The sequence below is a fragment of the Vulcanisaeta distributa DSM 14429 genome (assembly GCF_000148385.1).
GTDB classification, from domain to species: domain Archaea; phylum Thermoproteota; class Thermoprotei; order Thermoproteales; family Thermocladiaceae; genus Vulcanisaeta; species Vulcanisaeta distributa.
In genome coordinates, this window is sequence record NC_014537.1 from 1,456,137 (window position 1) to 1,480,010 (window position 23,874).

A 23,874-nucleotide genomic window follows, 5' to 3' on the forward strand; every position below is an offset into this window, starting at 1 on the left:
TATTAGTTTAAACCTTATAAAATCATTTTTGACACAGAGTATTAATGTCAGTGAGTGGTGTCGTACTTGTCGCTGGTGAAGGGACGAGGCTTAGGCCATTAACGTATACATTGCCAAAGCCATTAATACCAATAATGGGTAGGCCCCTGGTCACGAGGATAATAGAAGAGCTAATGGGTAATGGTATTAACAACATACATGTGGTTGTTGGTCACCTCGGCTTTCTATTTAAGCAGGTGCTTGGTGATGGGTCGGGTTTAGGCGTGAATATTAGGTATGTTGAGCAGAGGGAGAGGCTTGGTATTGCCCACGCGATACATAGGGCTGTTGAGGATGGGGCGGTCGGCGAATTAGTAGTTCACCTTGGCGATAACTACTTCGGCGAAGGGTTAGGTAGGTTCATTCGTGAGTTTAGGGAGGGGGATTACGACGTGTACGTTGTCCTAACAAGGCATAGGGACCCCACTAGGTTTGGTAATGCCGTGATTAAGGATGGCAGGATAGTGAAACTCATTGAGAAGCCCAGGGAACCACCGCCAAATAGCTTCGTAATGACCGGGATATACATGTTCAGGGATTCCCACGACGTAGAGAGGGCTTTCAGCACGCTTAAGCCATCGGCTAGGGGTGAGTATGAGATAACAGACTTGATCCAGTGGTTCATTGATAATGGCAGGAGGGTGGGTTACTCAATAACCAATAGTTGGTGGAAGGACATGGGGACTCCTCAGGACATACTTGACCTACTTTACCTAATGCTTGATGAGGTCAAGCCAAGGATTGAGGGTGAGGTTAGGGGTGAGGTTAATGGCAGGGTTGTTGTGGAGCGCGGGGCGGTGATTGAGGGTAGGGTCCACGGACCAGCCTACATAGGTAAGGGCTCAATGGTTGGTAAGGACACCGTGATTGAGCACTACGTCGATATTGAATCAAACGTATCAATAAACGGCGGTAGTTTGAGCAGGTCACTGGTGCTCAGTGATGCATCGCTTGAGTTGGGTAGGGCTAGGCTCGTTGATAGTATTATTGGTCCTAAATCAAGGGTTAGGCTTAGCGGTGGTAATTATAGTTTAATACTTGGTGAGGGTAACAGTATAATCAGCATTGCTTAATAACTATCCAGCAACTTTGGATTCTGCTCAAGGAGCTTCTTATACCACCTAACAGTGAACCACCTATCCTCAGGCCTTAGGTGGCCGGTGAGTAATTCGTGGTATACCTGCTTAACACCATCATCCACATTATAAAGCACGGAGAAGTTCAGCACCTCCCTAATACGCTTAAAGCTAACTCTATAACTCCTGGCATCAACCATACCCCTAAACCTAACCTCACCACCAACGATGCCCTGCACAATCCTAGCCATGTCAATAACTCTAAAGTTCTGCTCATCAGAGCCAACATTAAATACCATGCCATTAACCCTATCACTCGGTGCCTCAAGCACGGTATTAATGGCCCTAACGACATCCATAACATGGACGAGAGGCCTCTCCTGCATGCCATCACCCTCAACGTAGATGACCCCCTCCGTGAATGCCGATAACGTCATGGCATTTATCACCAGGTCAAACCTCATCCTAATCGATGGCCCGTAGACGGTGGCAAACCTCAATGCAGTCACAGTAAACCTATTACTTGCCAGGGGAAGCACATCCTTCTCAGCCAATAGGTTAGCCTTGGCGTAGGTCGTTAATGGGTTTGGCTCGGTATTCTCATCAGCAATACCACTCTGCCTACCATAGACACTACAGCTTGAGGCGAGTACGTACCTAGAGACCCCAACCTCACTGGCAAGCTTAGCCAACCTAGCCCTAGCCCTATAATTAATGTCGAGCGTCCACTGAGGATTCAACTCGCCAGCAGGGTCATTAGACAATGCCGCAAGATCCACAACAGCGTCAATGCCGTTAAGTACGTCCTTACTTATTGACCTGGTATCGGCTTTAACGAGTTCGAAGTTCCTCTCACCAATTACGTGCTTAAGCACATCATCGCCAAAAAACAACCTATCAACGCACCTAACGCCATAACCCTTCCTAAGTAGGTATGGCGTTAATAACGTGCCTATATAACCACCACACCCAGTGATCAGGACCTTCATGTTAATATTAACGTTCACATTTTACTTTTAAGGATTTTCCAAGACGGGATTAGCAATCCACATTATGTATATGCGCTTGATAGCGTGATAAGGTATTTATATTTAATATATCACCACATAATGAGGTGTAGGCTTTGGTTGATGTTATTACGATAATCGCGGTGATAGTGAGCGTAGCATCATCAACGGCATCCCTAGCCTACTGGCTCGGCGGGAGGTTCACGGAGATAGAGTCCAGGTTTGGTCATGTTGATTCAAGGCTTGGTCAAATCGAGGATAGATTTAATAAAATTGAGAATAGATTTGATAAAATCGAGAATAGGATTAATGTAATCGAAGGTAGAATTAATGGAGTTGAGGAGAGGGTTAATAGAATTGAGGAAAGGATTGGTAAGGTCGAGGAGAGAATTATTAACATTGAGAATAGAATTGAAAAGATCGAGAACGGACTTAGTGGGATTGAGGATAGAGTTAGTAAAATTGAGGACAGAATTAATAGAATTGAAGATAGAATTAATAAGATTGAGGATAGGATCAGTAACATTGAGAATAGAATTAGCGGAGTGGAAAATAGGATTAATAGTCTTGAGATTAGGATTGAAAGACTTGAAAACGCGTTCAAGCAGTTCTCCGAGGTTCTCATAACGGCATTGGAATCCAAGGGCATATTTACATCGACGGAGGCCCTGACCCTCAGGAGCATGGTGAAGACACTGCTGCCGGTGCCAAGGACTAAGTACTACACGTGGGAGGTCTATGAGAGGCTCAGGCAGTTGCTTGATAAGGACCCAAATGAATACACTATGGCCGATATTGAGCAATTGAATGATATCGCAGATTTAATAGAGAAGGAGGGCTTTGAAGCAAATAGGAGGGACCTAATAGAGTACGCCTGGAAACTCAGGTACTACGCAATGGTCGCCAAGGTGGTCTTCGTATACCCAAAGCTAAGACAACAAAAATAATGATGCACCAACCCCGGTGCTAAACCCCACCATTAACCTTCAAGTTCTCATCATTAGTTTTAACCACGAGGTCACTAAAACGCCCCATACGGCAGTTTTCGACACATACTGACAAGAGACTCAAGTGCTAATTTAAACTGGACGTGAGCACACCAAACATCAGCTCAAGTAAGTATTTAAGGGGGGGGGGGATTAATACTAATCCTGAACTGTGAACACGGAAACCCTCGAGAAGCCATTGCCTAAGCCTTCCATGGAGGATTACGTGAACGCAAGGCTACTAGAAGCTTTAGTCGAGGCCAGACTTGCCCTCGAGTTCCTTGGTAGGGGTTTGGTTAGGAATGCAGCTGGCAAGGCTTTCCAGTCCTGGAGAGCTTTGCTCGCGGCATTACTGAGGCTTGAGCTTGATAGGTTAATGCAGGTAGTTAAGACCGATGAGGAGCGTAGGTGGCTAATGGAGAGAGCAATACCCAGAGTCCCAACGAGCAGGATGATGGCGTTATCCAAAATGCTCAGTGACATTGGGCATGCCGGGTTATTACCTGACACCGCATTAGCCCTGAGCCTGCACGATTATCAGTATAATGGGCCAGACCCCGACATGGCACTGTCGAAGTTTAGGAGTAGGAGTGACGCCGCAGCGGCGGTCCTGGAGCTTATTAGCGAGGTGGTTAGGCGTATTGAGGAGCTGAAGCCAAGAATCAAGTGGGGTAATGAGCTTGAGGAGGCTCTCAGGGAGCTTAAGGATGAGCTTAACAGGGTAGGGAAATCCTAAGATCTGCCAGAGACGTCACTCCATCCACGCCTCAATCCATTATTAAGGCATGATAAACATTTTTTAGGAACCCACGCATAATCGCGGACTCAGAAACACTTGATAAACCACTGCCTAAACTGAATGCTAGAGATTGCATGAGCGTCAGCTACTTAAGACCTTAGTCAAGGCTAAATTAGTCCTGGAATCCTCAGTGAGGGCTAAGTGCCGTGTTGAGTTGTGATAAGGCTAATAAGGAGGAGGATGGGGGTCTACGTCGTGGGGAGGGTTAGGCTGGGCTTTGCTAATTTAACGATTGAATTCGTGGATAGGGACCTCGCCCTTAAACTCATTGATGAATGGGCCGAGAAAAGCACCTTCCCAGTCCAAGTCATCTATGGACCAGAGGGTTGTGGTAAGACTGCGTGGCTTCTGCAGTCAGTGGAGTTGCTTAGGGATTACGGGTTCGAGGTTGTTTATGTGAATCCAATCAATAGGCTTGCCTTTGCTGAGGTAAGCATCAGTAGCCTTAGGGAGGAGTTCTTCAAGCTGGTTAAGGAGGCTATTGCACAAAGTGCGTTGGCTAGAATCGCATGGATAGCGTACAACGTGGTTTATGACGTAATCAAGGCGACCAGGGGAAAAATAGCCATCATCGTTGACGACGCATTCCAGGTAATCGGCATCAAGGAGTCCGCATTATACGTGAAGGCACTGCTAAACCTCATTGAGTACCCACCCGAGCATTATGAGAGGATAGTCACGATAGCAGCAACGAGCGAGGGCGTGTCGAGGAGAGAAATAGGAAGACACACGTGGGCTTGGATAATACCCATGTGGAATATGCCGAAGAACGGGTTCAAGCAACTTTATGATCAAATACCGGGCAAGAAGCCGGACCTCGAAGAGGTCTGGCGGTTGACTGGGGGTAATCCGAGGATGCTTGAGGAATTGTATAAAGCCAATTGGGATGCTGATAGGGTGATTGGGGAGTTGATTAAGGGTAAGGGCGTTGATGTTTTTGTAAGCTCGCTAAGTGATAGTGAGAGGCGCATGTTGGCTAGGGCTGTTGAAGATCCAGACGTGCTATTCACGAGGGAGGGAATACCACTAATGAGCAAATTAATCGAGCTAAACCTGGTACTCGACATATCGGACAGGAAGCCATACCTATGGATAGACCAACCACCACCTGAGAAAGATGAGGAACTCGGGATTGGCAGGCGCGTCGCGTGGCAATCACCACTGCATAGAGAAGCCGTGAGGAGGATGCTTGAAGCGCAATCTCAATAAGTGTTTAAGGGAGGGATGCAGTGAATTAGCCGTGGATGCGGAGACCCTTGAGAGACCCCTACCTAAGCCAACCATGGAGAACTACATCATGTGAGGCTCCTGGATCATTGATTGAAGCCAAGCTATCCCTTAAATTCCTCAGCAAGGGCTTGGTTAGGGATGTCGCGGGTTGATGAGGAGAATTGAGGAACTGAAACCAAGAATCAAGTGGAGTGATGACTTGGAGAGTACGTTAAAGCCTTGAAGGAGGAGGCAGGTGTTGGTAAAAGTTAAACAATTCAATACTGATTTAGGGAGTCGAAATGAGGGTATGCATACTTGAGGAATTCACAAGGCTTGGTGGCGGGCAGGTATATGCACTGCAGATGGCTAGGGCGTTAACGGAGCTTGGGCACTCCGTGGAGTTCGTGGTCACTGGTGACATCAAGGTTGACCCCAAATACCCAGTGAGGCACGTGGACGTGGGTTTCAAGGCGTCCTACGACCCAGCCTCACTACTCATTAACTACATAAACCATAGGAGGTTAAGGAGACTGCTGGGTAGGTATGTCGATGACTGTGACCTAGTCATAAATAATCACCCAAACTACATACCATACAACAAAGGCCCAATAGTGCTTCACGGGCTCTCCTTCGTGGACTTCATAATCGATGAGAATGGGAACATAAGAAACCAACTACTGTTTTGGGTACTCTCGAGGATTTACAGGATGTACGATGGCTCATACATGATCTACAACTCAAGGTACACAATGAACCTAGCCAAGAAACTACTGCCAAAAATGGGCATAGAACCAAGGCTCGAGTACGTACTAAGCCCACACTACACAATAAGCACAGACAAGATACCGGAGAAGGAGGACTACGTACTAACCCTGGGAAGACTCGAGTGGAGCAAGGGCTACAGGGAACTAATAAAGATAGCACCAAGAATAGGAAAGAGAATAATTGTGGCAGGCAGGGCAGACGCGAGGGAATCAAGGGAGGTAATAAGGGCTCTCAGGGGCGTTAAAAACATAGACGTGATGCCGGACATAGACGAAAAGACGAAGGAGGAACTATACAAACACGCATCAATATACCTACACCTCAAACCAAACGAGCACTTCGGGATAGCGGTACTAGACGCCATAGCCACGGCAACAATACCAATAGTACCAAGGACAGGAGGACCTTGGACAGACATAGTGGAGGAGGGAAAATACGGACTAGGATACACAAACACCGAGGAAATACCACAACTAATAAACAAAGCCGAAGAAATCAACAGAGAAAAGATATTCAAAGGCAGGGAAAGGTATAGCCCAGAGAACTTCAGGAGGAAACTCATAAAGGCATTATCAATGGCAATACACAGTAAAGATGCGGAATGAATTTAAGAATGGATGCTTGTGAATAATACTTAAATAATGATATTAGTATTGAAAATTACTACGCAACATGCAGTCAATCAATAGGCACGTCATTATTAATGAGATTGAAAAAAGGAAAATCATCATTAAATTGTTCTCTTTACCGTTATTAATTCAATTCTACATAGTATTTACACTCGGCTACCTAAACATAACGCCACGGCTATATAATTATGAAGTAATACACATATCAGCAATAGCGTTCACGGTCGGGTTCTTTCTGTTCATGACACCAACAATAACAAATCAAGTAAGGCAGGCAATAAACGACAAATACTACGCAGCAACACTACTAATATTCCTGGCAATAACCTACGAACTAACCTACCTAGCCACAGTACCACCATACTACGGACTAAGCCTAGGGGCAAGCCTGGACACGGCAACTTACTTACAATCCTTCGCTTCATTAACATACTACAGGCAATTCCTGGTAAGCTTCGTAGGACCATTCTTTAGTGTTCACGCATCACCAATACTACTCCTAATATACCCAATCTACGAGGTATACCCATCAATATTCACATTAATGACAATACAAGTCGTAATACTAATGCTACCAATACCACTAATGTATAAACTAGGCATGAAAATACTCAACAACCCAAAGCATGCACTGGCCACAGCACTACTATACATACTATACCCATGGATAATAACCGCATACGCACCATTCGAAGTAGTCACGTTGGCAGGGTCATTCATGGCGATGACACTAATAACCATGTACCTAAATGACAAAAAGGCTTATTGGGCATCATTAACCCTAGCCATGGCATCGATAGAATACGTACCATTATTCGGCATCGGACTAAGCATATACCAAGCACTATCAAAGGAACATAGAAAACTAGCCCTACTAACATTCATATACTCGATAGCATGGTTAATAGCTGACTACTACCTGGTAATGTACTTCAGTGGGCGGACACATAACATATTCTCAAATCTATACGGAGCAGCCCTAAGCTCACTACTAACAAACATAACAAACAAACTACTAAACCCCAACACCACTAAGGCGCTTACTATAGATCCACAAACGCGCACGGTCATGGACACAACCAACGTATTAAACGGCATAATTCAACAAGCCACCTCTCAATACAACATAAAGGTCCAATACGTGATAGAGGTATTTGGACCCCTGGCATTCATAAACTTCCTCGAACCACAAACAATACTACTAATGCCCTGGCTAGCGGCATTACTAACAAACTTCACACCATACTACATACCAAACGTATACTACACAATCCTCATAAGCGCAGTCGCACTGCCGGCAACAATATGGGCACTAAGGAGGCTAAAGATTGAAACGAGGAAAAGGGCACTAACGGCACTACTAATAATAAACACAATAACGGGACTACTCACGGGACCACTAACACCACTCTCCGGGCTATACTACGGAAACACAATACCAAACTGGAACGCACCAGTGGCCAACCAATACGACTTAGCCATGATACAACTAGCCAATTATATACCATGGAACGCATCAGTGGCCGTACCAGCCACGGCAGTCCCCTGGTACTCAATAACAAGGTATGGATGGGGAAACCACGGAGTACCATTCCTCGGACCAAACAGTAATACCCAGTACGTGGTTTATTCACCACTCGTGCCAACGGGATACCCATACAACACAGGAGGTAGTGAATATGGCCCATATGCCTTTGATGATGGTGCATGGATACTGAAGGCAAACTACACAGGGCCAATAAAGATAATCAACGGGTTCTACTACGAGAACACCTACATAATAAACCCAGTACTGCCAGGTACGTGGCAATACCCAATAGCCCAAATACCACCAACAAACATAACAATACAAATAACCACAGAAACAAAACCACAACAAGCAATAACACTACTAAACACAACACTACTCAAAACACAACTACAACAACCCCAAGGAATAGCCTGCGGAATAGGGCCTGGCGAAGTAATCATACCTGGAGGCACTTACATCGCACAACCAGTAACCATAAACGAAACAACAAGAATAAGCTCAATAACGGTATTCACATCATATGAGACCAACCTGGCCACAGCAGAATTAATAATATCAACAACACCAACACCTAACCAAAAAAGCACTATATACACATATACCTTTGGAACGCCATGGTGGTGCTCACCGCATTCCTGGACAACACCAATAACAGCAAACCCAGACATAACCCTAAAACCAGGAACATACTACATAATACTGACATTCCCAATACAAGGACAAACAATATGCGAACAAATACCAAACACACCAAAGGCACTACTCATAAACGCAACAACAGGACAAATAATAAAACAACTACCATGCACCCTAGGAACAATAATAACAACAAACCCACGAAGTAGTTTCAAGGTATCATTATCTAATGTAATAATAAATATATTAAGCAATGAAATACAGATAAATGGAAATGAAGAAATAATGATAAGTACCGTAGTTAAAAATGTGTCAGGGCTTGTACTAACAATAAACTCACAAAATACACAATCTAATATTCAATTAACTATAAAACTAAAGGTAATGACTCAAAACGCATCAGGCCCATTAATACCATGGTACTTAATACCTATCATAGGACTAATACCTGAGTACGTACTTCTTGCTCTAGCAATGTTAATGCTAGTTCCTAACCTAAGGAATTTAAGGTGGTAATTTTTAAATGTTATAAGGCTATACTTGATATTATGGCAAATATTATAATCAATTGCAGAAATAACCCTGTGGGATTAATTAAGAGAGCATTTATTTTCTTCATTAACGTTAAAGGTATTACATTTTATGACGAACTTCGTCTCTTAATAGCTGTATTAATATTTATATATTATATATTACGTAGGCTATTAAGGTTAGAAAATAAGGTTTATAACCTTTCGTATTACATACCAGGTAAAGATTCAGTATTAATAAGGTACCGTGATGAAGAATACGATGTGAAATTCATAATTAGACCTCGTAGTGGGGATTTCTACGATATATTAGGAGAACATTATGAATTAAATCATTGGCTAGCCTTAGTACTTAACACCACTAAACATGCTGTGATTGTTGATGTTGGTGCTTATATAGGTGGTTATACCGTTAGGGCTTGTAAAAAGGCTAAGCGAGTAATTGCCATTGAACCCTTAGAAAGCGCCGCAACTCTACTCCGTAAGAACGTAGAACTTAATAATTGTAATAACGTAGTATTAATAAAAAAGGCCGTATGGAAGGAACAAGGCAAGGTTCCTATGAAAATTGTTGAGTTTAATGAAGAAGAATCAAGGATAGATCATAATGGTAACATAATCATTGAAGCAGATACTCTCGATAATATAATAAAGGAATTGGGGATTGACCGCATAGACTTTCTAAAAATTGATATTGAGGGTGCCGAGGCAGAGGCAATACATGGAATGAAAGAAACCTTAAAAATACGAATTATCTAATGATAGAGCTAAGACCTAGCACATTATGGTTAATTAATGAGTTAAATAAGTTAGGGTTTAAGGTATTAGATTGTGTAAATTATGGCAACTTTATTAACGTGTTTCTACACAATGAGGGTAAACTAAATAGTACACACTTATAAACTTAATATAATCTTAGTATTAGTAAGCCCATGCCATCCTACGGATTACTAATATTTAATAGGAATGAAGTAGTTGGTACGCTTCGCCTCATTAAGTTACTTAATAATACCGTAGATGAAATCGTGATTATAGACTCATCTGACCCACCCAAGTATAGGGAGCTCATGGATCGATTAATGAAGTATGGCTCAAAGATAATAGTATTCAAGACTATACCATTAGGACATGTAGAGCCGCTTAGAATGTATGGATTAAGTAAAATAAGTACTGACTACGTGTTACTTCTCGATACTGATGAAATACCTAATGATAAGCTTATCATTAATTTAAGGCGATATAATGAATATGATGGGTATATAATTAATAGATACGAGGTTGCTCTTAGAACTATTAGTGAGCAAGTACGGTTATTTAAACGAAATAAAGTACTATTTAGAGGCATAATTCACGAAAATCCAGAAATACTAGGTAGCAAGGCCAAGCTTTCTAACGGTGAGTATATAATCCATTTAGCTGGTAAACTTAATGCATCAGCATCTAATTATAGCAAGTACATTATAATAGAGTTATTTTCAAGATATCCTTACTTACTTAATAATCTATTAATTAATAGATTTAAAAGGAAAACCTATTATAAAAGTACGACAATCGTTCATGTACTTAATGCTATTTTAATATTAATTTACTTTAAAGCCATGAGTTTATTAAAGCCAGGAGATGCCGAGATGTGGTTTTCTTATTTTATGGATTTACTTAAAATATTCATAAATATCCCCAGTAAATATAGAAAAATCTTGATGAATATTTCTCAGGAAATATACGAAAATAATGGCATCATTAATTATCTATGTTTAAACAACCCAAACATCGTTGAATCATTGACTGGAACATATACATGGGATATACCTGGGCATAAAGTCTTTCAGTACCTCATACTCTATAGGTATAAGTATAAAAAGTGCGCACAGGATTTTAATGATGTCCTTAATGCCTTTCACCTAAAACCTCATAAATAAAATCCAGGGTTTCCTGAGCAACCTTCTCCCACGAATCATGCTCCTTCAAGAACCTTCTCGTTCTCTCATCCTCATGTTCCTTAACATACTCATCAATACTCATGTTAATTATTCTTTTCGTTTCATGAGCTAAACTACTTATATCGTACTCACGAACCATGTGTACAGGCTTTAATCCACCATACACGAGCCTTATTGCCGGTATATCATAAGCAACGGCAGACGTACCTAACGCGATCGTCTCAAGAATAACTAATGGAAACGAATCGACGTGGGAAGGATATATTAAAGCCTTTGCGCGTGCTACATAATCGTACAATTCATTAATGGGTCTATAACCCATGTACTTCAAGTTATTAGGTAAATTACGTAAAAATCTATCCCTTATTCTATTAGATATCGGGCCAAAGACTAGAATATTAATATCATGCAAATACTTAGCCACCTTTATTATGTCCCATGCACCCTTAGCAGGGGTTAATCTCCCAAAGAAAACGGCGTAATCCCTCTTATCATAGATGTTACGGTATCTATAGATTAAGTCCTTATCGAAGGCATTGCCGTAACGATAAATTCTTAACTTAACTCCATACTTATTCGATAATTTTTCAATATTCGAATAGTAAATAGGTACTTGCGAAACAGATGCTATGCCACGAAGCATGCCGCCCTTCATAGCCATACTGTAAATGGCTTTAGTAAGTCTATGTTCTAAAAATACGTATGAATCCTCAAGCAACCCATAAATACCATCAACATGCCTATACCCTCTTCCAAACCATTTAAAGGTCCTAAAGGGTTCATTTTGAAGAACCTTTATTATCGGGACATTTAACTTCTTAGCAAGGTATAAGGCATATACAAGTGAGATACCACTTTCATGAACATCTAATATTACATCAAACTTAATGTTATTATGCATTAAATCATTAGTTAACTCATTGATTATAAATTTACAGTAAACTTCATTATTAATTAAAAATTTATATAATGCCATGAGCATCTTTGATATATTATTACTATAATTAAGGCATAGCTCTTGAAAACGATAATTAATGTCATGAACCATTAATCCATATTTTCTAATTTCATCCAATGAATTAGACGTAAAATGAAATGGTTCTTCAAATACTAAAATATCATGTCCATAAATGTTTGTTAATATTTTTAATACCTCAACAGCATGCCTATGTGAACCACCAGGTAAGCCATCAATTATTGCAAGTATTTTCATAACCGTTATCTTCAAACTATTTCATATTCATATGGGTATTTAATTCTTTCGTATTGTTTATGCAGTGTTATAATTTTTAATTTATATTTTTGTTGGTATTATGTCTAGTTTCTGGCTATTTCACAGATCATATTTATGACTTTCTTTGAAGCATTCATTAGTTTATATTTTCACTTTAGGTAATTCTTTTAAGTTATGCTTTTTGGTCATTGGTAATGATTGTTGTTGGTTTTAATTGGCCTGTGGAGCATGATCATTCTGTTGCGGTTATTGTTGATGGTGAGCTTGTCTTTGCCAGTGAGGAGGAGAGGTGGACAAGGCATAAGCACTCACCCGGAGAGCCACCAATAAACGCATTGAAGCAAGCCTTCAAATACCTAGAGAATAAATACGGAATCAAGCCAAAGGATGTTGATGCATACGCAGTGAACTTTGACCCCAAATTAATGCCACATAAATTAGGCTGGTTCCTTAATGATACTCTGGATTTGCTTGGTATTAGGAGGTTTAGGGCTTATTGGTATGAGGGTAAGTCTATTATTAGTTCTGGTCTTGAATTACTTAGTTACATTATTCGTGGTGATTATTTGTCGTTTGTTGAGCATATGATTAGGTTTGTTGTTCATGATCTTGGTGAGGAGGTTCTGGGTGAGGTTAGGGTTGTTCCTGTTCCTCATCATCTTGCCCATGCTGCCTCTGCCTACTACTTCAGTGGTTTCACTAATGCCACTGTATTGACTGTTGATGGTTATGGCGAATATGAGTCTACGGTTGTTTGGAGGGTGAAGAACGGTGAGTTTGAGAAGGTGACGTCATTACCAACTTATTATGGTTCTATTGGACTTCTCTATGAGGAGGTTTCCTGGACTATTGGTTATGATCATCTTGAGGGCCCTGGTAAGGTCATGGGGTTGGCGCCCTACGGTCAGAGGTCGAAGTATTACGAGAAGTTGAGGTCTTACTTTAGGTTTGATGATGGTGATTACCCGTACTACATAACTGTTGATGGTTCTAGGCCTAGGGTTGTTAAGGGTGGTGATGCTGTTTATAGGAGGCCTTACCGCCTTATTGCTGATTCCCTCTTTCCTGGTCGTGTTCCCTGGGATCCCCGTGGTGATCTTAATCGTGATGCTGTTGACTTGGCTTGGGCTGTTCAGGCAATTACCGAGGAGGCCATGCTTAGGCTTGCTGAGTGGGCTAGGGGGCACACTAATGAGCAGAATCTTGCCCTCGCCGGTGGTGTGGCTCTTAATGCCAAGGCTAACATGGTTATTCACTACTCCAAATTATTCAGTGACATGTTCATATTCCCAGCAGCCAATGATGCTGGGACAACGGTTGGCGCCGCTGCCTATGTTTACGAGCATGTCCTTGGTGGTAGGATGAGGAGGGGGAGGCTTAGGACTGTTTATTTGGGTCCGGAGTATGGTGATGATGAGGTTAGGAAGGTCGTTGAGCGTAGCCGATTCAATGCAGAATACATTGGTGATGATGTTAATGAGGTTGCCGACTTAGTCGCCAAGGGCTATGTGGTTGCTTGGTACCAGGGTAGGGCTGAGCTTGGGCCAAGGGCACTCGGCAATAGATCCATTGTGGCTGACCCTAGGAGAGCCGACATGTGGAGGGTGGTAAATAACATTAAGGGCCGTGAGTGGTGGAGACCACTCGCCCCATCACTACTCGTTGAAGATGCCAGTAAGTACTTCATTGATCCGGTGCCGCATCAATTCATGATACTGATGTTCAGGTTTAGGGAGGGAATGAAGGAAGTCGTGCCAGCCGTATACCACGTTGATGGGACTGCAAGGCCGCAGACGGTTGCCAAGGACGAGAACCCAACTTGGTACGAACTCATAAAGGCGTTTAAGGACATAACAGGCGAGGGAATAATACTGAACACAAGCTTCAACCTAGCAGGAGAACCACTGGTGGAGACCCCACAGGACGCCTTGAAATCCTTCGCCCTCGGAGGACTAGACGCAATATACATACAGGGCTGGCTAATAAGGAAGAGGTGAGGTTAATCCCCTTCTTTTAGCGTTCTTCTCACGGCTTCTCTGTGTAGTGGTGTTTGCCAGGCTAGGTCTTTTCCTATCCCTAGTTCTGGGTCTTTTTGTGGTGGCGGTTCCCCTGTCCAGTACCATGGGTCTCTCCACTCCGGTATTTCCATGATTAGGTTTTGCTCGATTAGTTTATTCATGAGTGGTATGCCGTCCCTGGTCATGAGTGTGTCTGGGTCTTCAATTGCCTTAATTAGTAATTGCCTCTCTCCATTGCTTAGTGATGCTGTGAATGTCTTGAGGTTTTTGCTCATTATTAGGTCGCTGATTACCTTCTCGGTATCCCAACCAGCCCTGTATAGTTCCACCAGCATCTTTGGGTTTCCACCTGTGATTCTCCAAATAACGTCGAAGTTAGGCTTATCGCCGGGTAATTGATTGTATAACTGCTTGAATCCCTCCCTCGGCATGTTCCACATGGGCCTCATGTCTGCCCATCTGTGGCGCTCAATCTCGCGTCTCGAAACTCCCTCACTCGTGGCTACCACCGCAATGACTATGTCGTATGTCCTTGGCGGGTATTCAATCAAACCCAGCAGGCCCTTCACGTAAATCGCCGCCTTGTCTAGACCTATTGCCTGGAACACGTCGTCGGCCAGTACCGCCACCTTCTTTGCGCCTGCCTTCATGATTTCCTTAGCAATGTCCACCACGGCCCATGCAACCCTCACCCAGGTATCGGCCGTGGCTTCCCTGAGTATTTCCATTAGCCTTGCCTTGACATCTGTTATTCCGGTTTCCGCCATTACCTCCTTCTCGACTGGATTTACATAAACCACATCGAAGCTCAACTCCTTAAGTAACTCAACGGATTGTTTTAGCCATGTCGTTTTCCCACAACCCTCAGGTCCATAAACTACCTGAACCGGGTATGTACCCTTATCGGCCTATTCCTTAACACGTCTCATTATTAGGTCTCTGTCCACTAACTCGACCGCTAGATTTGCGAAGTTTAGCTTGATCCTTCTCACTGTGTTTGATAGGTTGTTCTTTGTTTATTTTTCTTTCCTGTCTTAGGTTTTGGTGTCGTCATGTTCCTTAGTGTAGTTATTGATGCGTGGTTTCATGTATTTGCCATTCTATTACCGCTCCGTATATTGTGCATGTGTTCAGTTCTTGGCTCTCCTGTGTCTCCTTGTCCGTGTTCACGTCAACGGCCAGGCTTCTCAGTCGTTCATTAAGCACCATCTATAGTCACAAACTCACATAAACCTCAAATATAGAATATTATTTTAAAATGGATTTCGTTTGGTTCATGTCCATGATTTTTCGTTATGTGGTACGTGCTGTGTCTGAAGCAGATGGTAGGTATGGTTAAATCCTTAATAGGTGTCAGATTACTGGGTTCGATGATGACAAAGCTTTATTGGTATTTAATAACTTGGTGAATGGGATCAGTGGTATAGTGGAGCTTTATCATCCTGTTGCGCCCTGATACTTACTTGGGTTATGACTTATAATAGTTGCAGTATCGCTTTATGGTTTTGTCCTTTGTGGTGGGTATTACGGTGATGATCTTTATCTTCTTGCCATTATACTTGATGGGTGTGTAGATTATGATAACCATAACATTACTGCATTTATTGATGGGCATGCATAATATACGTTGATTGTTACGGGCATTTACGTACTCTCCGTTGCATGCATGTTCTATTGCCTTTATGATTTCCTGCTCAAAGTCGTCAATACAGACTCCACTGGACTTAAGTTCATAAATCCTTAATCGTAATCTCTGTTCAGCATGAAACGTTAATTCACACATCATTTCATCGCCAGAATACTGACCAATTGAGTATTATACATGGTGAGCCGAATTGGTCCCTATAGTCTGGATAGAAGGATATGTTCGTTGGTTTGATTATAACCTCCTTCTCATCACCATCGCTTAACTTAAGCTTTAAGACGCCATCATTAATAACTTCGATTCTCTCGGCCTTGGCTGGTCGGCTCATTATAACGGTTGGGTTGCATTGGGGGCCTGGTCTTGGCTTATTGGTTTTAGTTGAGACTATCACGTTTACCCATATTGAGTAGTTATTCTCGTACTTGAGGACCTTAAGCACCACCGGTAGTGCTGTAATGGTTAACTCTTCGTCGTCGACTAAGGCCTTGATTACCATGGGCTTCATTGAGGTTATTTCGAAGTCTAAGTCGAGGTAATTATACATTAGGACCACTTATACGGCAGGCCCTACCCTAACCCTACTTATGAAGCGTGCTAAGTCCTTGTCTTCGGGCTCGATACTTATGTACACCAGCCTACCCTCCTCATCAATGCCAACAGTGATGAGGGCCAAGCCCTCCTCAGACTTAACGGGTGACCTATCGCTGAGAATTATCAACACATTACCAAACTCCCTATCAATACTCACTTGGATGGGCGGTGGAGTGGGGTAGGGGTAGTTACCCAATCCTTGGGCTACGCCACCGGGGTTACCGAGACTAATGGACATACTAGATAATGAACTTAATCCGAAATAAATACTTTATCCATCATCGATGGTCAATTCATTGTATCATGAACCGAGGAGCACAATGAAGGATGAAACCTAAGCAAGGAAAAGGCGATGTGAAAGCCGCAGGTACTGCCGTCAATAAATCCGAATCCTAAGCCCTCTTCAGCACTTGGCTTCACGGCGCTGTGAAGCAGGCTTAACTATGGATGCCTAATCTTACTTTCCCATAAATGCTCATCAACATTTTAATCGGCTCTACGAGATCCTTGGGCCTGTGCTTGCCCCTGCTCAATGCCTTGAGTACATGGGTAGTTCCAGGTCTATTGAGGGTCATTAAGGGCTGTTCTCTAAGTCTTGGTGCTTTAGGTGTTTTTAATTGCTTTTGTATACTTTTTAGTGCTATTAGGCGTGCCGATGCCGTGTGCCTGTCTAAGTCCCAGAAAATTATAAGTCTTTGAAGTTGTAAGCCCTTTGGTGACCTCGGGGGTTCCGAGAGCCGCAGGGCCGTGAGTCACTGCGGTGAGGGGCTCCGAGCGGAAGCGTGACGAACCACCTACCGTGATTGACTACTTCTAATCGCGGTAGGCTGGGAACGCTTTGGCTTATTTTAGATCGGTTGAAATTTAAGTAGATTTAGTGCTATAATCGCTTGGTTTGGTTTAATTATGAGCTTAGTTATCGGGCGGGGTTTAGGCGAGTTGGAATTTCAGGAGTTGAATAGGAGGTTGATTTATGCGTTGTTCAGGCGTGGTGCTGTTGTTCTTGAGTCGTTGAGGGATTGTGTTGGTGAGGACTGTGTGACATTGGCTAGTGAGGTTATGCGTGATGTTGATGCTGACATTAATTACATCATTGGCAGGATTAGTGATAGGGGGCTGTGATTGATGTGGTTGTTGATGGCGCAAAGATTATTCATTCAGTACTTAGTGCGTTTGCTGGGTATGGTTTATTGAGTACTGATTTTAAGGTGATGCTTGAGGAGCTTAGGATTAGTGATAATGATGATAATGGTACAAAGATTAGAAAGGCGCTTAATCTATATAGGAGCTTGGGCGGTATTTTCATGCATATGGCTTGCAGGGCTCATTACAAGGGTATTAGGGTTGGGAGTATGCTCATTGATAAGTACCTATTACTTCTGGGTATGGCCATTGATAATGCCCTCATTAATGAGTTCAATAATGCGAAGCATCTCTTGGCTGCAGCATACTTGGCTCTTTACGGTAAGGAGACTGAGGCAAGCATTGTGCTTAAGGATGTGGGGTTTAATTACGATGCAGTTGATGCGTTCTTAGGAGCATGTGCTATATTTTCGGAAATGTACGAGCATGGAATACGATTCACGGAAGATGATTTAAATGAGGAATTAGGATGAGTGCGTTATTCATCGATACAAGTATCCTCGTTGAATATTACCTGTGCACACACGATACAAAGTACCTAAATGAGCATTATGCATCTTGTACCTTATTGATAAACACCGTCTTTAAAATCTTGGAAATATGGTAATAAGTGGCTTAGTTAAGAGGGAGTTTCTATTAAAGCTTGTTGACAGAGCCGTTGAATCTGTCGTGATTACAGTTCCAATAAATCAAACACTTGAGGATTACGTGGATTACTTGACCGATGGCGTTATTTCAAGTCTTAAAATAAAAGTCATCAATACGGATAATAAAATCCTAGATATTGTATACCAATTGTATGGCATTGTCAAACAGCTAGTTAAAGATGTTAAGAAAAAAGTGCTAAGGGCCTTAGATAGGGATGCCATTAATGCGGTTCATGCCAGTATGATTAATGCCACATTCATAACTAAGGACCATTCATTCGTTGATGCTCTGAAAAAGTTATCTAATAATGTTAATTGCAATGAGAGTGTGATGCCTGATTTACGTATTATGAATTGTTCATTAACAATAATGCTGGGTACCACGCAATTAAAAATATAGGTAATGCTCCTTGTGAACCCTACTATAACTAAGGAGTAGAGATACGCCGTTGCCACTATGATCCTCAATACTAAATATCCGTAAAAACGTCGTACTTTATTAACCTACCCTCATTGTGCTCAAGCCAAACCCTCACTACATCCGGGTCTAAACTTTGCTCCGTGAAATCACAAACGTGTAGGTAGTTAGTCGTGCCCTAGGATTTACTGAACCAATTACTAAGTTCATTCAGTGGATCTCCTAAGTTCTGTAGCCATCTCTACCCATTCTCAAGGGTATTTGGTTCATTACCGTTATATGAAGCATTTTTATCTTTAGGGTTTAATCTTTGTTATGCGTTCTTACCAGCGTTGGGTTGATTGGCTAGATGAGGCTAGGGATGATTTAGATGCGGCAATTGATTTAATGAGGCTTGGTAGGTACTCAAAGGCTTGCTACTTTGCTCAGCAGGCTGCCAAGAAGGCGCTTAAGGCTCTTTTAATTAAGAGGTTGAATCGTTATGAGCATACGTACAGCGTTAGGGAGTTACTTGAGATACTTAGGAATAATGGTGTTGATGTTGGTAATGATTTGATTAGGATTGGTGATGAGCTCGATAGGTACTACGTACCAACACGATATCCCAATGCATGGCCTTCAGGTGCACCGCATAAGCATTACACAGAGGAGGATGCCAGAAGGGCCGTAGATCACGCGAGTAGGGTGGTGGGTTTTGTTGAGTCGAATCTATGAGGTTGCGAGGAGAAACAACATTAAGGACCCAAACCAATTAGTACAGGCAATTAACAAAGCCATTAATGGCCTGAACCCCATTGCTGCCTTCATAATTGGTTCGTTGGCCCGTGGTGAGTTCGTGATGGGTATGAGTGACATAGACCTGGTGGTCATAGTGAGTGATGAGCCACAATTTAGGGCTAAGGTAATTGGGTCACCATTGGGTGATGTAGAGGTTGTGGTATTCACGCTCGACGAATTCTGTAAATACCATATGGATAACAACATTATGCTTGAATCATTAAGAATCGGCATACCAATCATAGGCGACCCAGAGGATCTAATGAAGCAGTGTAAGCAATGAACGGCGACCCCACCATTAGGGCAGGTTTGCTCAATGACCGTTTGCGTTACTAATCATTAGTAACTAAATAAGTAAAATGGATTCCCAGGGAGCTTTGCATGGAGAAAGGTTTATAAAAGCGTTACCAATTATTGGTAACGCAATGGGTCAGAGACCGGAGGTTCCCCTGTTTGGTTTGGCGAGGTTGCTTGAGGTTATTGAGGAGTTTGAGTCTCGTAAGGGTCGTGACCCCTATACCCGTGAGCTGCTTGGTTACCTGCGTATGTGGGGTTATGGTGAGGACCTGCTACTCTTGGCTTGGGATTTAGGGCTTGTTGAGAGGTATGATGATTATTGCGACCCCAGGACCCAAAGGATTTGTAGGTTTAATAGGGTTAGTAAGAGAGGTCATGAGTTCCTGAGGCATTATAGGGCCTTAATGAGACTTCTTGGTCGGTCTGACGGTGATTAGCGATTTACATCACCGTTGAGGCTATTGTGGTGATTAAACCTATTATGAATAATATGCCGAAGGCCCTAAGCACCGCTGGTTCGTAGAGTTGTGGCGCTATGTTTGTGAAGCCCAGGGCCCAGACTACGTAGAATAGTAGCATTAGGGTGAGTCCAAGGATTAGTAGTGCCTTCCTTAGCCTTGGCTTGAGTCTCGGCCTTGATGTTAATGGCAGTGCGGTGGCTATTGGTAATGCCGCCAGGCTCATTAATAATGACTTGCCCGGTTCCTCGAGTGCCTTGATGACCGTTGGTGTTGGGCAGTGCGTTGGTTCCAGGGACTTTATTAATATTGGGTTTACGGTGATGTTCGTGGATATTACCATTGCGTTTGTCTTTATTAGTAGGTTTATTGATGAGTTAATCCATTCATTAACCGTAATCACACCCCTCAGTACGTATAATCCGCCTCTCGTTATGTTTGTAGCTATTGATTGATTTGCTACGTTCATTGATACTAAGAACCATATGGATCTTGTGGGTGTTGTTCCGTTTATCGTGTATGTCACAGCGTATGTGGGCGCAGTACTTGGGTAATTAAACGTGGTATTATCACTGATTATTTCCATGCCCGAACCTTCAGTCACGTATAGTATTAATGGTTGGTCTGTACGTATGTTTACTTCGTAGATTCCTGGTTCGACATTGGTGTTTAAGTTGAAGGTTATTGGGTATGGCTTCATACCCTGCGTAATTGGTGGTGCCTCGGCGGTTGAGTCTGTGATTACCTGCCCATCCCTGAGTAGTGCCAATGAGAGGGTGGCTGGTTGGTCTATGTATGAGATTCCGTAAATAATGATGTTGTGGATCCTTCCGGTGATATTTAACCTAAGGTTAAAGGATACCACAGATCCCCTACTCACTGGTAATACCACACCCGTGAGTTGCGTTGACATAAGTTGGGGTATTCGTGATATGTCGATGGCTGTAGCCACTACATACGTACCTGGCGGTATTGTCAACTCACCGGTACTTATCGAGATGCTACTTTGGTATAGCCCGCCAGGTATTGTTATTGAGGGGTGGTTCTCGGTATAGTTTATGGCGTTAATAATTAATTGATTAGCCACCACGTCATAATCATTCACCACTAGCGGGCCGGCATAACCCCTAATCACGAGTTGGTAATCACCGCACACTGCGTACGTACCATTTACCCGGCTGATGGGCATTATATAGCCTATGACCTGCCTACCTGGGTTTATGGCCATTAAGGAGTATGCCGGGAGTACCGTGCTCTCGATGTAGCCCCTTGGCGCAAGTGATGCAAGGCCATAAATGTAGGCGTAATCCTTACTTAATGGCTCCCAATTAATGCCAACCTGCCCAGTCCCTTGGTATGGGGGCCACATTGGCGATATCGGCGTGGTCAACGCCGTGATTATTAGGGCTATCACGAGCGTTAGTACGGCCAATCTATTCTCGCGCAGTTTATGTAGGGCTTCTATGAGCGTTATTATGAGTATTGCGGGGACTATCGCTGTAAAGCCCACGCCACCAAGTACAGCCGTTATTAGGGCTGGTACTGCCGTGCCCAGGACAGCCAACTGCATGAATGACGTGGTCGAGAGTAAGTAAATCATGTTGTTCAGTACTTCCTGCGCAGTCACCACATGGGTCAGCGGGTAGGCGCCGGCTATCCAGTAGTACGTGAATGCTATTAGGCCTATTGTCATTACGTACTGACTCGACTCATTAAACTCCCTCTTAACGAACCAGTGAGTTATTGGGACTAGGACATTGAGTAGGTCCGTGATTGGGCTTAGGAAGGCTAGTAATGCCGATAGGGCTGTACTAACTGGCCTATCATTATTGTCGATGTAGTAGTACATGGCTATGGCTAGTGTCGTTGATATTGCTTGTGGTAGCCATGGGTTCGTGATTAAGTTGATCAATGAGGCGTTGATTACCGATGCAAGGACTATGGCGGTTACGGGGCCAATATCTAAGCCCCTGACCCTACTTAGTTTATATGTGTAAATTGCTATTAATGAGTTTGTGGCCACTATGAGGAGTGCCATAAATACTGGTAAGTAGCCACTCATTACCAACGGGCCAAGTAATAGGCTTTGCCCAAGATCGCCAATGCCAATACTCGCCAGGCCCAGGGACTTCATAATTAGTTCTCCAAGGTCGTAATAATAACCGCTCCCATTGAATAGCTGCAGCCAAACGTAGATTATCTCAACCACGCTGACTATGTACGTGATCGCTCCAATTAGTGATTTGGCTATTAATTCACGTTTCATGAATGATTATGATTATAATGCGGTACATCTTTAATGCTTTACCTCGATTGAGTGTAGGCAGTGCCTAATACCAATTATTAAATATATTAATTCATTGATTACCTCGCCCAGGGACTTACCACTACTCATTATTGTGATCGGCATTTCAATCCTCAACTCATCACCGACAGCATTAATCATTAATTGACTAAGTACGTGATCACCCCTTACATAGCTCATTAATACATCCATTACTTTACCGAGTTCATTAACCCTTATTATGCATGGCACGTAGTTAATGCCATTAATGACATACTTGCTATAGTCCATGTCGCACTCAACGTGGATACCCCCCTCATCCCTAATGAGTGTGCTCACACTAATTGCCACTAGGTATAACTTTTTAAAGGGAATGCCCATTAATTGCTTTGATGTCATCAATTGAGGAATTAATAACTGGGACTGCGGTTGGGATTAAGGCGAGCGACGGCGTTGTATTGGCCGCTGAGAAGAGGGTTGCCTATGGATTCACCATGTTCAGTAGGTCGGGTAAGAAGGTGTTTAAGGTTAATGATAACATTGGCATAGCCTCAATAGGCATACTAGCCGATATGCAGGTCCTCACGAAGATCGCCAAGGCATACATGTCACTCTACGCCCTAGACACGAAGACCAGGCCAAGCATTAGGTCAGCCGCCAAGCTCCTGTCATACGTGCTATTCGCCAACAGGGTACTACCATACTTCGTGGAGGTTCTGGTCGGCGGCGTCGATGATGAGGGACCGCACCTCTTCATAATGGATTCGCTTGGTTCTCTAATCGAGGATGACTACGCGGCTGTTGGCACAGGCACGAAGTTGGCAATCGCAATACTTGAGAGTAATTATAAGCCCAGCATGACTGTTAAGGAGGCCAGGGAATTAGCCATTAAGGCAATTAACCAGAGCATATCCAGGGATCCGGTCTCTGGTGATGGTATTGATATACTGACAATAACGGGTAATGGCTCAGCCGAGGAGACAATACCACTACAACCGCTGCGATTATAAAATTGAGTGTGCCCCGCCTTGGAGGAGCACAGCCTCATCGGTGGGTTAATCCCAACTCAGTCGGCCCACGCCAGCGGGGCTATTTAGTAGTAATAAAGGGTGTTTTAGTACCTTTTACCGTAAAGACTTAAGAACTGCCTATACACATGTCTTCACAGGTGATGTGCCTCCACGGGACTGAGGACCTGATGAAATTGGTCTT

Annotated in this window: 24 protein-coding genes and 1 pseudogene; 17 read left to right on the forward strand and 8 right to left on the reverse strand. The window is 43.1% G+C overall.

What is annotated here, in order from left to right; translation table 11 throughout:
• Nucleotides 1–44: 44 nt before the first annotated feature.
• Nucleotides 45–1,112 (forward strand): glucose-1-phosphate thymidylyltransferase, encoded by a 1,068-nt coding sequence (locus VDIS_RS07550; RefSeq protein WP_013336643.1) that lies wholly within the window; start codon nt 45–47, stop codon nt 1,110–1,112.
• Here the strand turns inward: VDIS_RS07550 and VDIS_RS07555 are convergent.
• On the reverse strand, nt 1,109–2,104 hold the full coding sequence (locus tag VDIS_RS07555; RefSeq protein WP_013336644.1) for an NAD-dependent epimerase/dehydratase family protein: 996 nt from the start codon (nt 2,102–2,104) through the stop codon (nt 1,109–1,111). The two genes, VDIS_RS07550 and VDIS_RS07555, sit on opposite strands and share 4 nt — an antisense overlap.
• A 134-nt stretch (nt 2,105–2,238) precedes the next feature.
• Here VDIS_RS07555 and VDIS_RS07560 point away from each other — a divergent pair, with 134 nt between their 5' ends.
• From VDIS_RS07560 to VDIS_RS07590, 8 genes are all read left to right on the forward strand, one after another.
• Nucleotides 2,239–3,069, forward strand: coding sequence for a tropomyosin (locus tag VDIS_RS07560; RefSeq protein WP_013336645.1), 831 nt, complete (start codon nt 2,239–2,241; stop codon nt 3,067–3,069).
• 211 nt (nt 3,070–3,280) lie between these two features.
• Nucleotides 3,281–3,844 (forward strand): PaREP1 family protein, encoded by a 564-nt coding sequence (locus tag VDIS_RS07565; protein ID WP_013336646.1) that lies wholly within the window; start codon nt 3,281–3,283, stop codon nt 3,842–3,844.
• 258 nt (nt 3,845–4,102) lie between these two features.
• Nucleotides 4,103–5,116 carry an ATP-binding protein gene (locus VDIS_RS07570; protein ID WP_052885919.1) on the forward strand — a complete coding sequence of 338 codons (1,014 nt, stop codon included), beginning with the start codon at nt 4,103–4,105 and terminating at the stop codon, nt 5,114–5,116.
• 35 nt (nt 5,117–5,151) lie between these two features.
• Complete coding sequence (locus VDIS_RS12855) at nt 5,152–5,289, forward strand: hypothetical protein (protein WP_171804850.1); 138 nt, start codon at nt 5,152–5,154, stop codon at nt 5,287–5,289.
• A 129-nt stretch (nt 5,290–5,418) separates the two neighbouring features.
• Nucleotides 5,419–6,489 carry a glycosyltransferase family 4 protein gene (locus VDIS_RS07575; RefSeq protein WP_013336648.1) on the forward strand — a complete coding sequence of 357 codons (1,071 nt, stop codon included), beginning with the start codon at nt 5,419–5,421 and terminating at the stop codon, nt 6,487–6,489.
• A gap of 67 nt (nt 6,490–6,556) precedes the next feature.
• The gene (locus VDIS_RS07580) at nt 6,557–9,196 is read left to right on the forward strand and encodes a DUF2079 domain-containing protein (RefSeq protein WP_013336649.1); all 2,640 of its coding nucleotides are present in this window, start codon (nt 6,557–6,559) and stop codon (nt 9,194–9,196) included.
• Between the two features lie 32 nt (nt 9,197–9,228).
• Nucleotides 9,229–9,969, forward strand: a complete 741-nt coding sequence (locus VDIS_RS07585; protein WP_013336650.1) for an FkbM family methyltransferase — start codon at nt 9,229–9,231, stop codon at nt 9,967–9,969.
• Between the two features lie 173 nt (nt 9,970–10,142).
• Nucleotides 10,143–11,129, forward strand: coding sequence for a glycosyltransferase (locus VDIS_RS07590; protein ID WP_013336652.1), 987 nt, complete (start codon nt 10,143–10,145; stop codon nt 11,127–11,129).
• On the opposite strand, the gene VDIS_RS07595 is transcribed toward VDIS_RS07590, so the two are convergent.
• On the reverse strand, nt 11,098–12,378 hold the full coding sequence (locus tag VDIS_RS07595; RefSeq protein ID WP_245522476.1) for a glycosyltransferase family 4 protein: 1,281 nt from the start codon (nt 12,376–12,378) through the stop codon (nt 11,098–11,100). The two genes, VDIS_RS07590 and VDIS_RS07595, sit on opposite strands and share 32 nt — an antisense overlap.
• Before the next feature lie 200 nt (nt 12,379–12,578).
• Between VDIS_RS07595 and VDIS_RS07600 the strand changes: the two genes are divergently transcribed.
• Nucleotides 12,579–14,381, forward strand: coding sequence for a carbamoyltransferase family protein (locus tag VDIS_RS07600; RefSeq protein WP_013336654.1), 1,803 nt, complete (start codon nt 12,579–12,581; stop codon nt 14,379–14,381).
• Between the two features lie 2 nt (nt 14,382–14,383).
• Here the strand turns inward: VDIS_RS07600 and VDIS_RS07605 are convergent.
• The 4 genes and pseudogenes from VDIS_RS07605 to VDIS_RS07620 all read right to left on the reverse strand — a co-directional run.
• Nucleotides 14,384–15,298: pseudogene (locus VDIS_RS07605) on the reverse strand (ATP-binding protein); the annotation flags it as partial.
• Between the two features lie 572 nt (nt 15,299–15,870).
• Nucleotides 15,871–16,188, reverse strand: coding sequence for a hypothetical protein (locus VDIS_RS07610; protein ID WP_052885801.1), 318 nt, complete (start codon nt 16,186–16,188; stop codon nt 15,871–15,873).
• A 1-nt stretch (nt 16,189) separates the two neighbouring features.
• Nucleotides 16,190–16,591: a hypothetical protein gene (locus VDIS_RS07615; protein WP_013336657.1), complete on the reverse strand. Its 402-nt coding sequence runs from the start codon at nt 16,589–16,591 to the stop codon at nt 16,190–16,192.
• Between the two features lie 9 nt (nt 16,592–16,600).
• Nucleotides 16,601–16,876 (reverse strand): hypothetical protein, encoded by a 276-nt coding sequence (locus tag VDIS_RS07620; protein ID WP_013336658.1) that lies wholly within the window; start codon nt 16,874–16,876, stop codon nt 16,601–16,603.
• A 668-nt stretch (nt 16,877–17,544) separates the two neighbouring features.
• Between VDIS_RS07620 and VDIS_RS07625 the strand changes: the two genes are divergently transcribed.
• The 6 genes from VDIS_RS07625 (at nt 17,545) to VDIS_RS07650 (ending at nt 20,357) form a co-directional block, all read left to right on the forward strand.
• Complete coding sequence (locus VDIS_RS07625; protein WP_013336659.1) at nt 17,545–17,760, forward strand: hypothetical protein; 216 nt, start codon at nt 17,545–17,547, stop codon at nt 17,758–17,760.
• On the forward strand, nt 17,757–18,254 hold the full coding sequence (locus tag VDIS_RS07630; protein ID WP_013336660.1) for a hypothetical protein: 498 nt from the start codon (nt 17,757–17,759) through the stop codon (nt 18,252–18,254). The genes VDIS_RS07625 and VDIS_RS07630 overlap by 4 nt, the downstream gene beginning before the upstream one ends.
• 127 nt (nt 18,255–18,381) lie before the next feature.
• Nucleotides 18,382–18,828 (forward strand): hypothetical protein, encoded by a 447-nt coding sequence (locus tag VDIS_RS07635; RefSeq protein ID WP_013336661.1) that lies wholly within the window; start codon nt 18,382–18,384, stop codon nt 18,826–18,828.
• Between the two features lie 333 nt (nt 18,829–19,161).
• On the forward strand, nt 19,162–19,560 hold the full coding sequence (locus tag VDIS_RS07640; RefSeq protein ID WP_013336662.1) for a HEPN domain-containing protein: 399 nt from the start codon (nt 19,162–19,164) through the stop codon (nt 19,558–19,560).
• Nucleotides 19,544–19,906, forward strand: coding sequence for a nucleotidyltransferase domain-containing protein (locus VDIS_RS07645; RefSeq protein WP_052885802.1), 363 nt, complete (start codon nt 19,544–19,546; stop codon nt 19,904–19,906). Before VDIS_RS07640 ends, VDIS_RS07645 begins: the two co-directional genes overlap by 17 nt.
• Before the next feature lie 142 nt (nt 19,907–20,048).
• Nucleotides 20,049–20,357, forward strand: coding sequence for a hypothetical protein (locus VDIS_RS07650; RefSeq protein ID WP_052885803.1), 309 nt, complete (start codon nt 20,049–20,051; stop codon nt 20,355–20,357).
• Between the two features lie 4 nt (nt 20,358–20,361).
• Here VDIS_RS07650 and VDIS_RS07655 read toward each other — a convergent pair whose 3' ends face one another.
• Both VDIS_RS07655 and VDIS_RS07660 read right to left on the reverse strand, forming a co-directional pair.
• Nucleotides 20,362–22,644: a hypothetical protein gene (locus VDIS_RS07655; RefSeq protein ID WP_013336665.1), complete on the reverse strand. Its 2,283-nt coding sequence runs from the start codon at nt 22,642–22,644 to the stop codon at nt 20,362–20,364.
• Between the two features lie 30 nt (nt 22,645–22,674).
• Nucleotides 22,675–23,001, reverse strand: a complete 327-nt coding sequence (locus VDIS_RS07660) for a hypothetical protein (RefSeq protein ID WP_245522477.1) — start codon at nt 22,999–23,001, stop codon at nt 22,675–22,677.
• A gap of 53 nt (nt 23,002–23,054) precedes the next feature.
• Between VDIS_RS07660 and VDIS_RS07665 the strand changes: the two genes are divergently transcribed.
• Entirely contained in the window at nt 23,055–23,672 is a 618-nt protein-coding gene (locus VDIS_RS07665) for an Ntn hydrolase family protein (protein ID WP_013336667.1), read from the forward strand.
• Nucleotides 23,673–23,874: the final 202 nt, after the last annotated feature.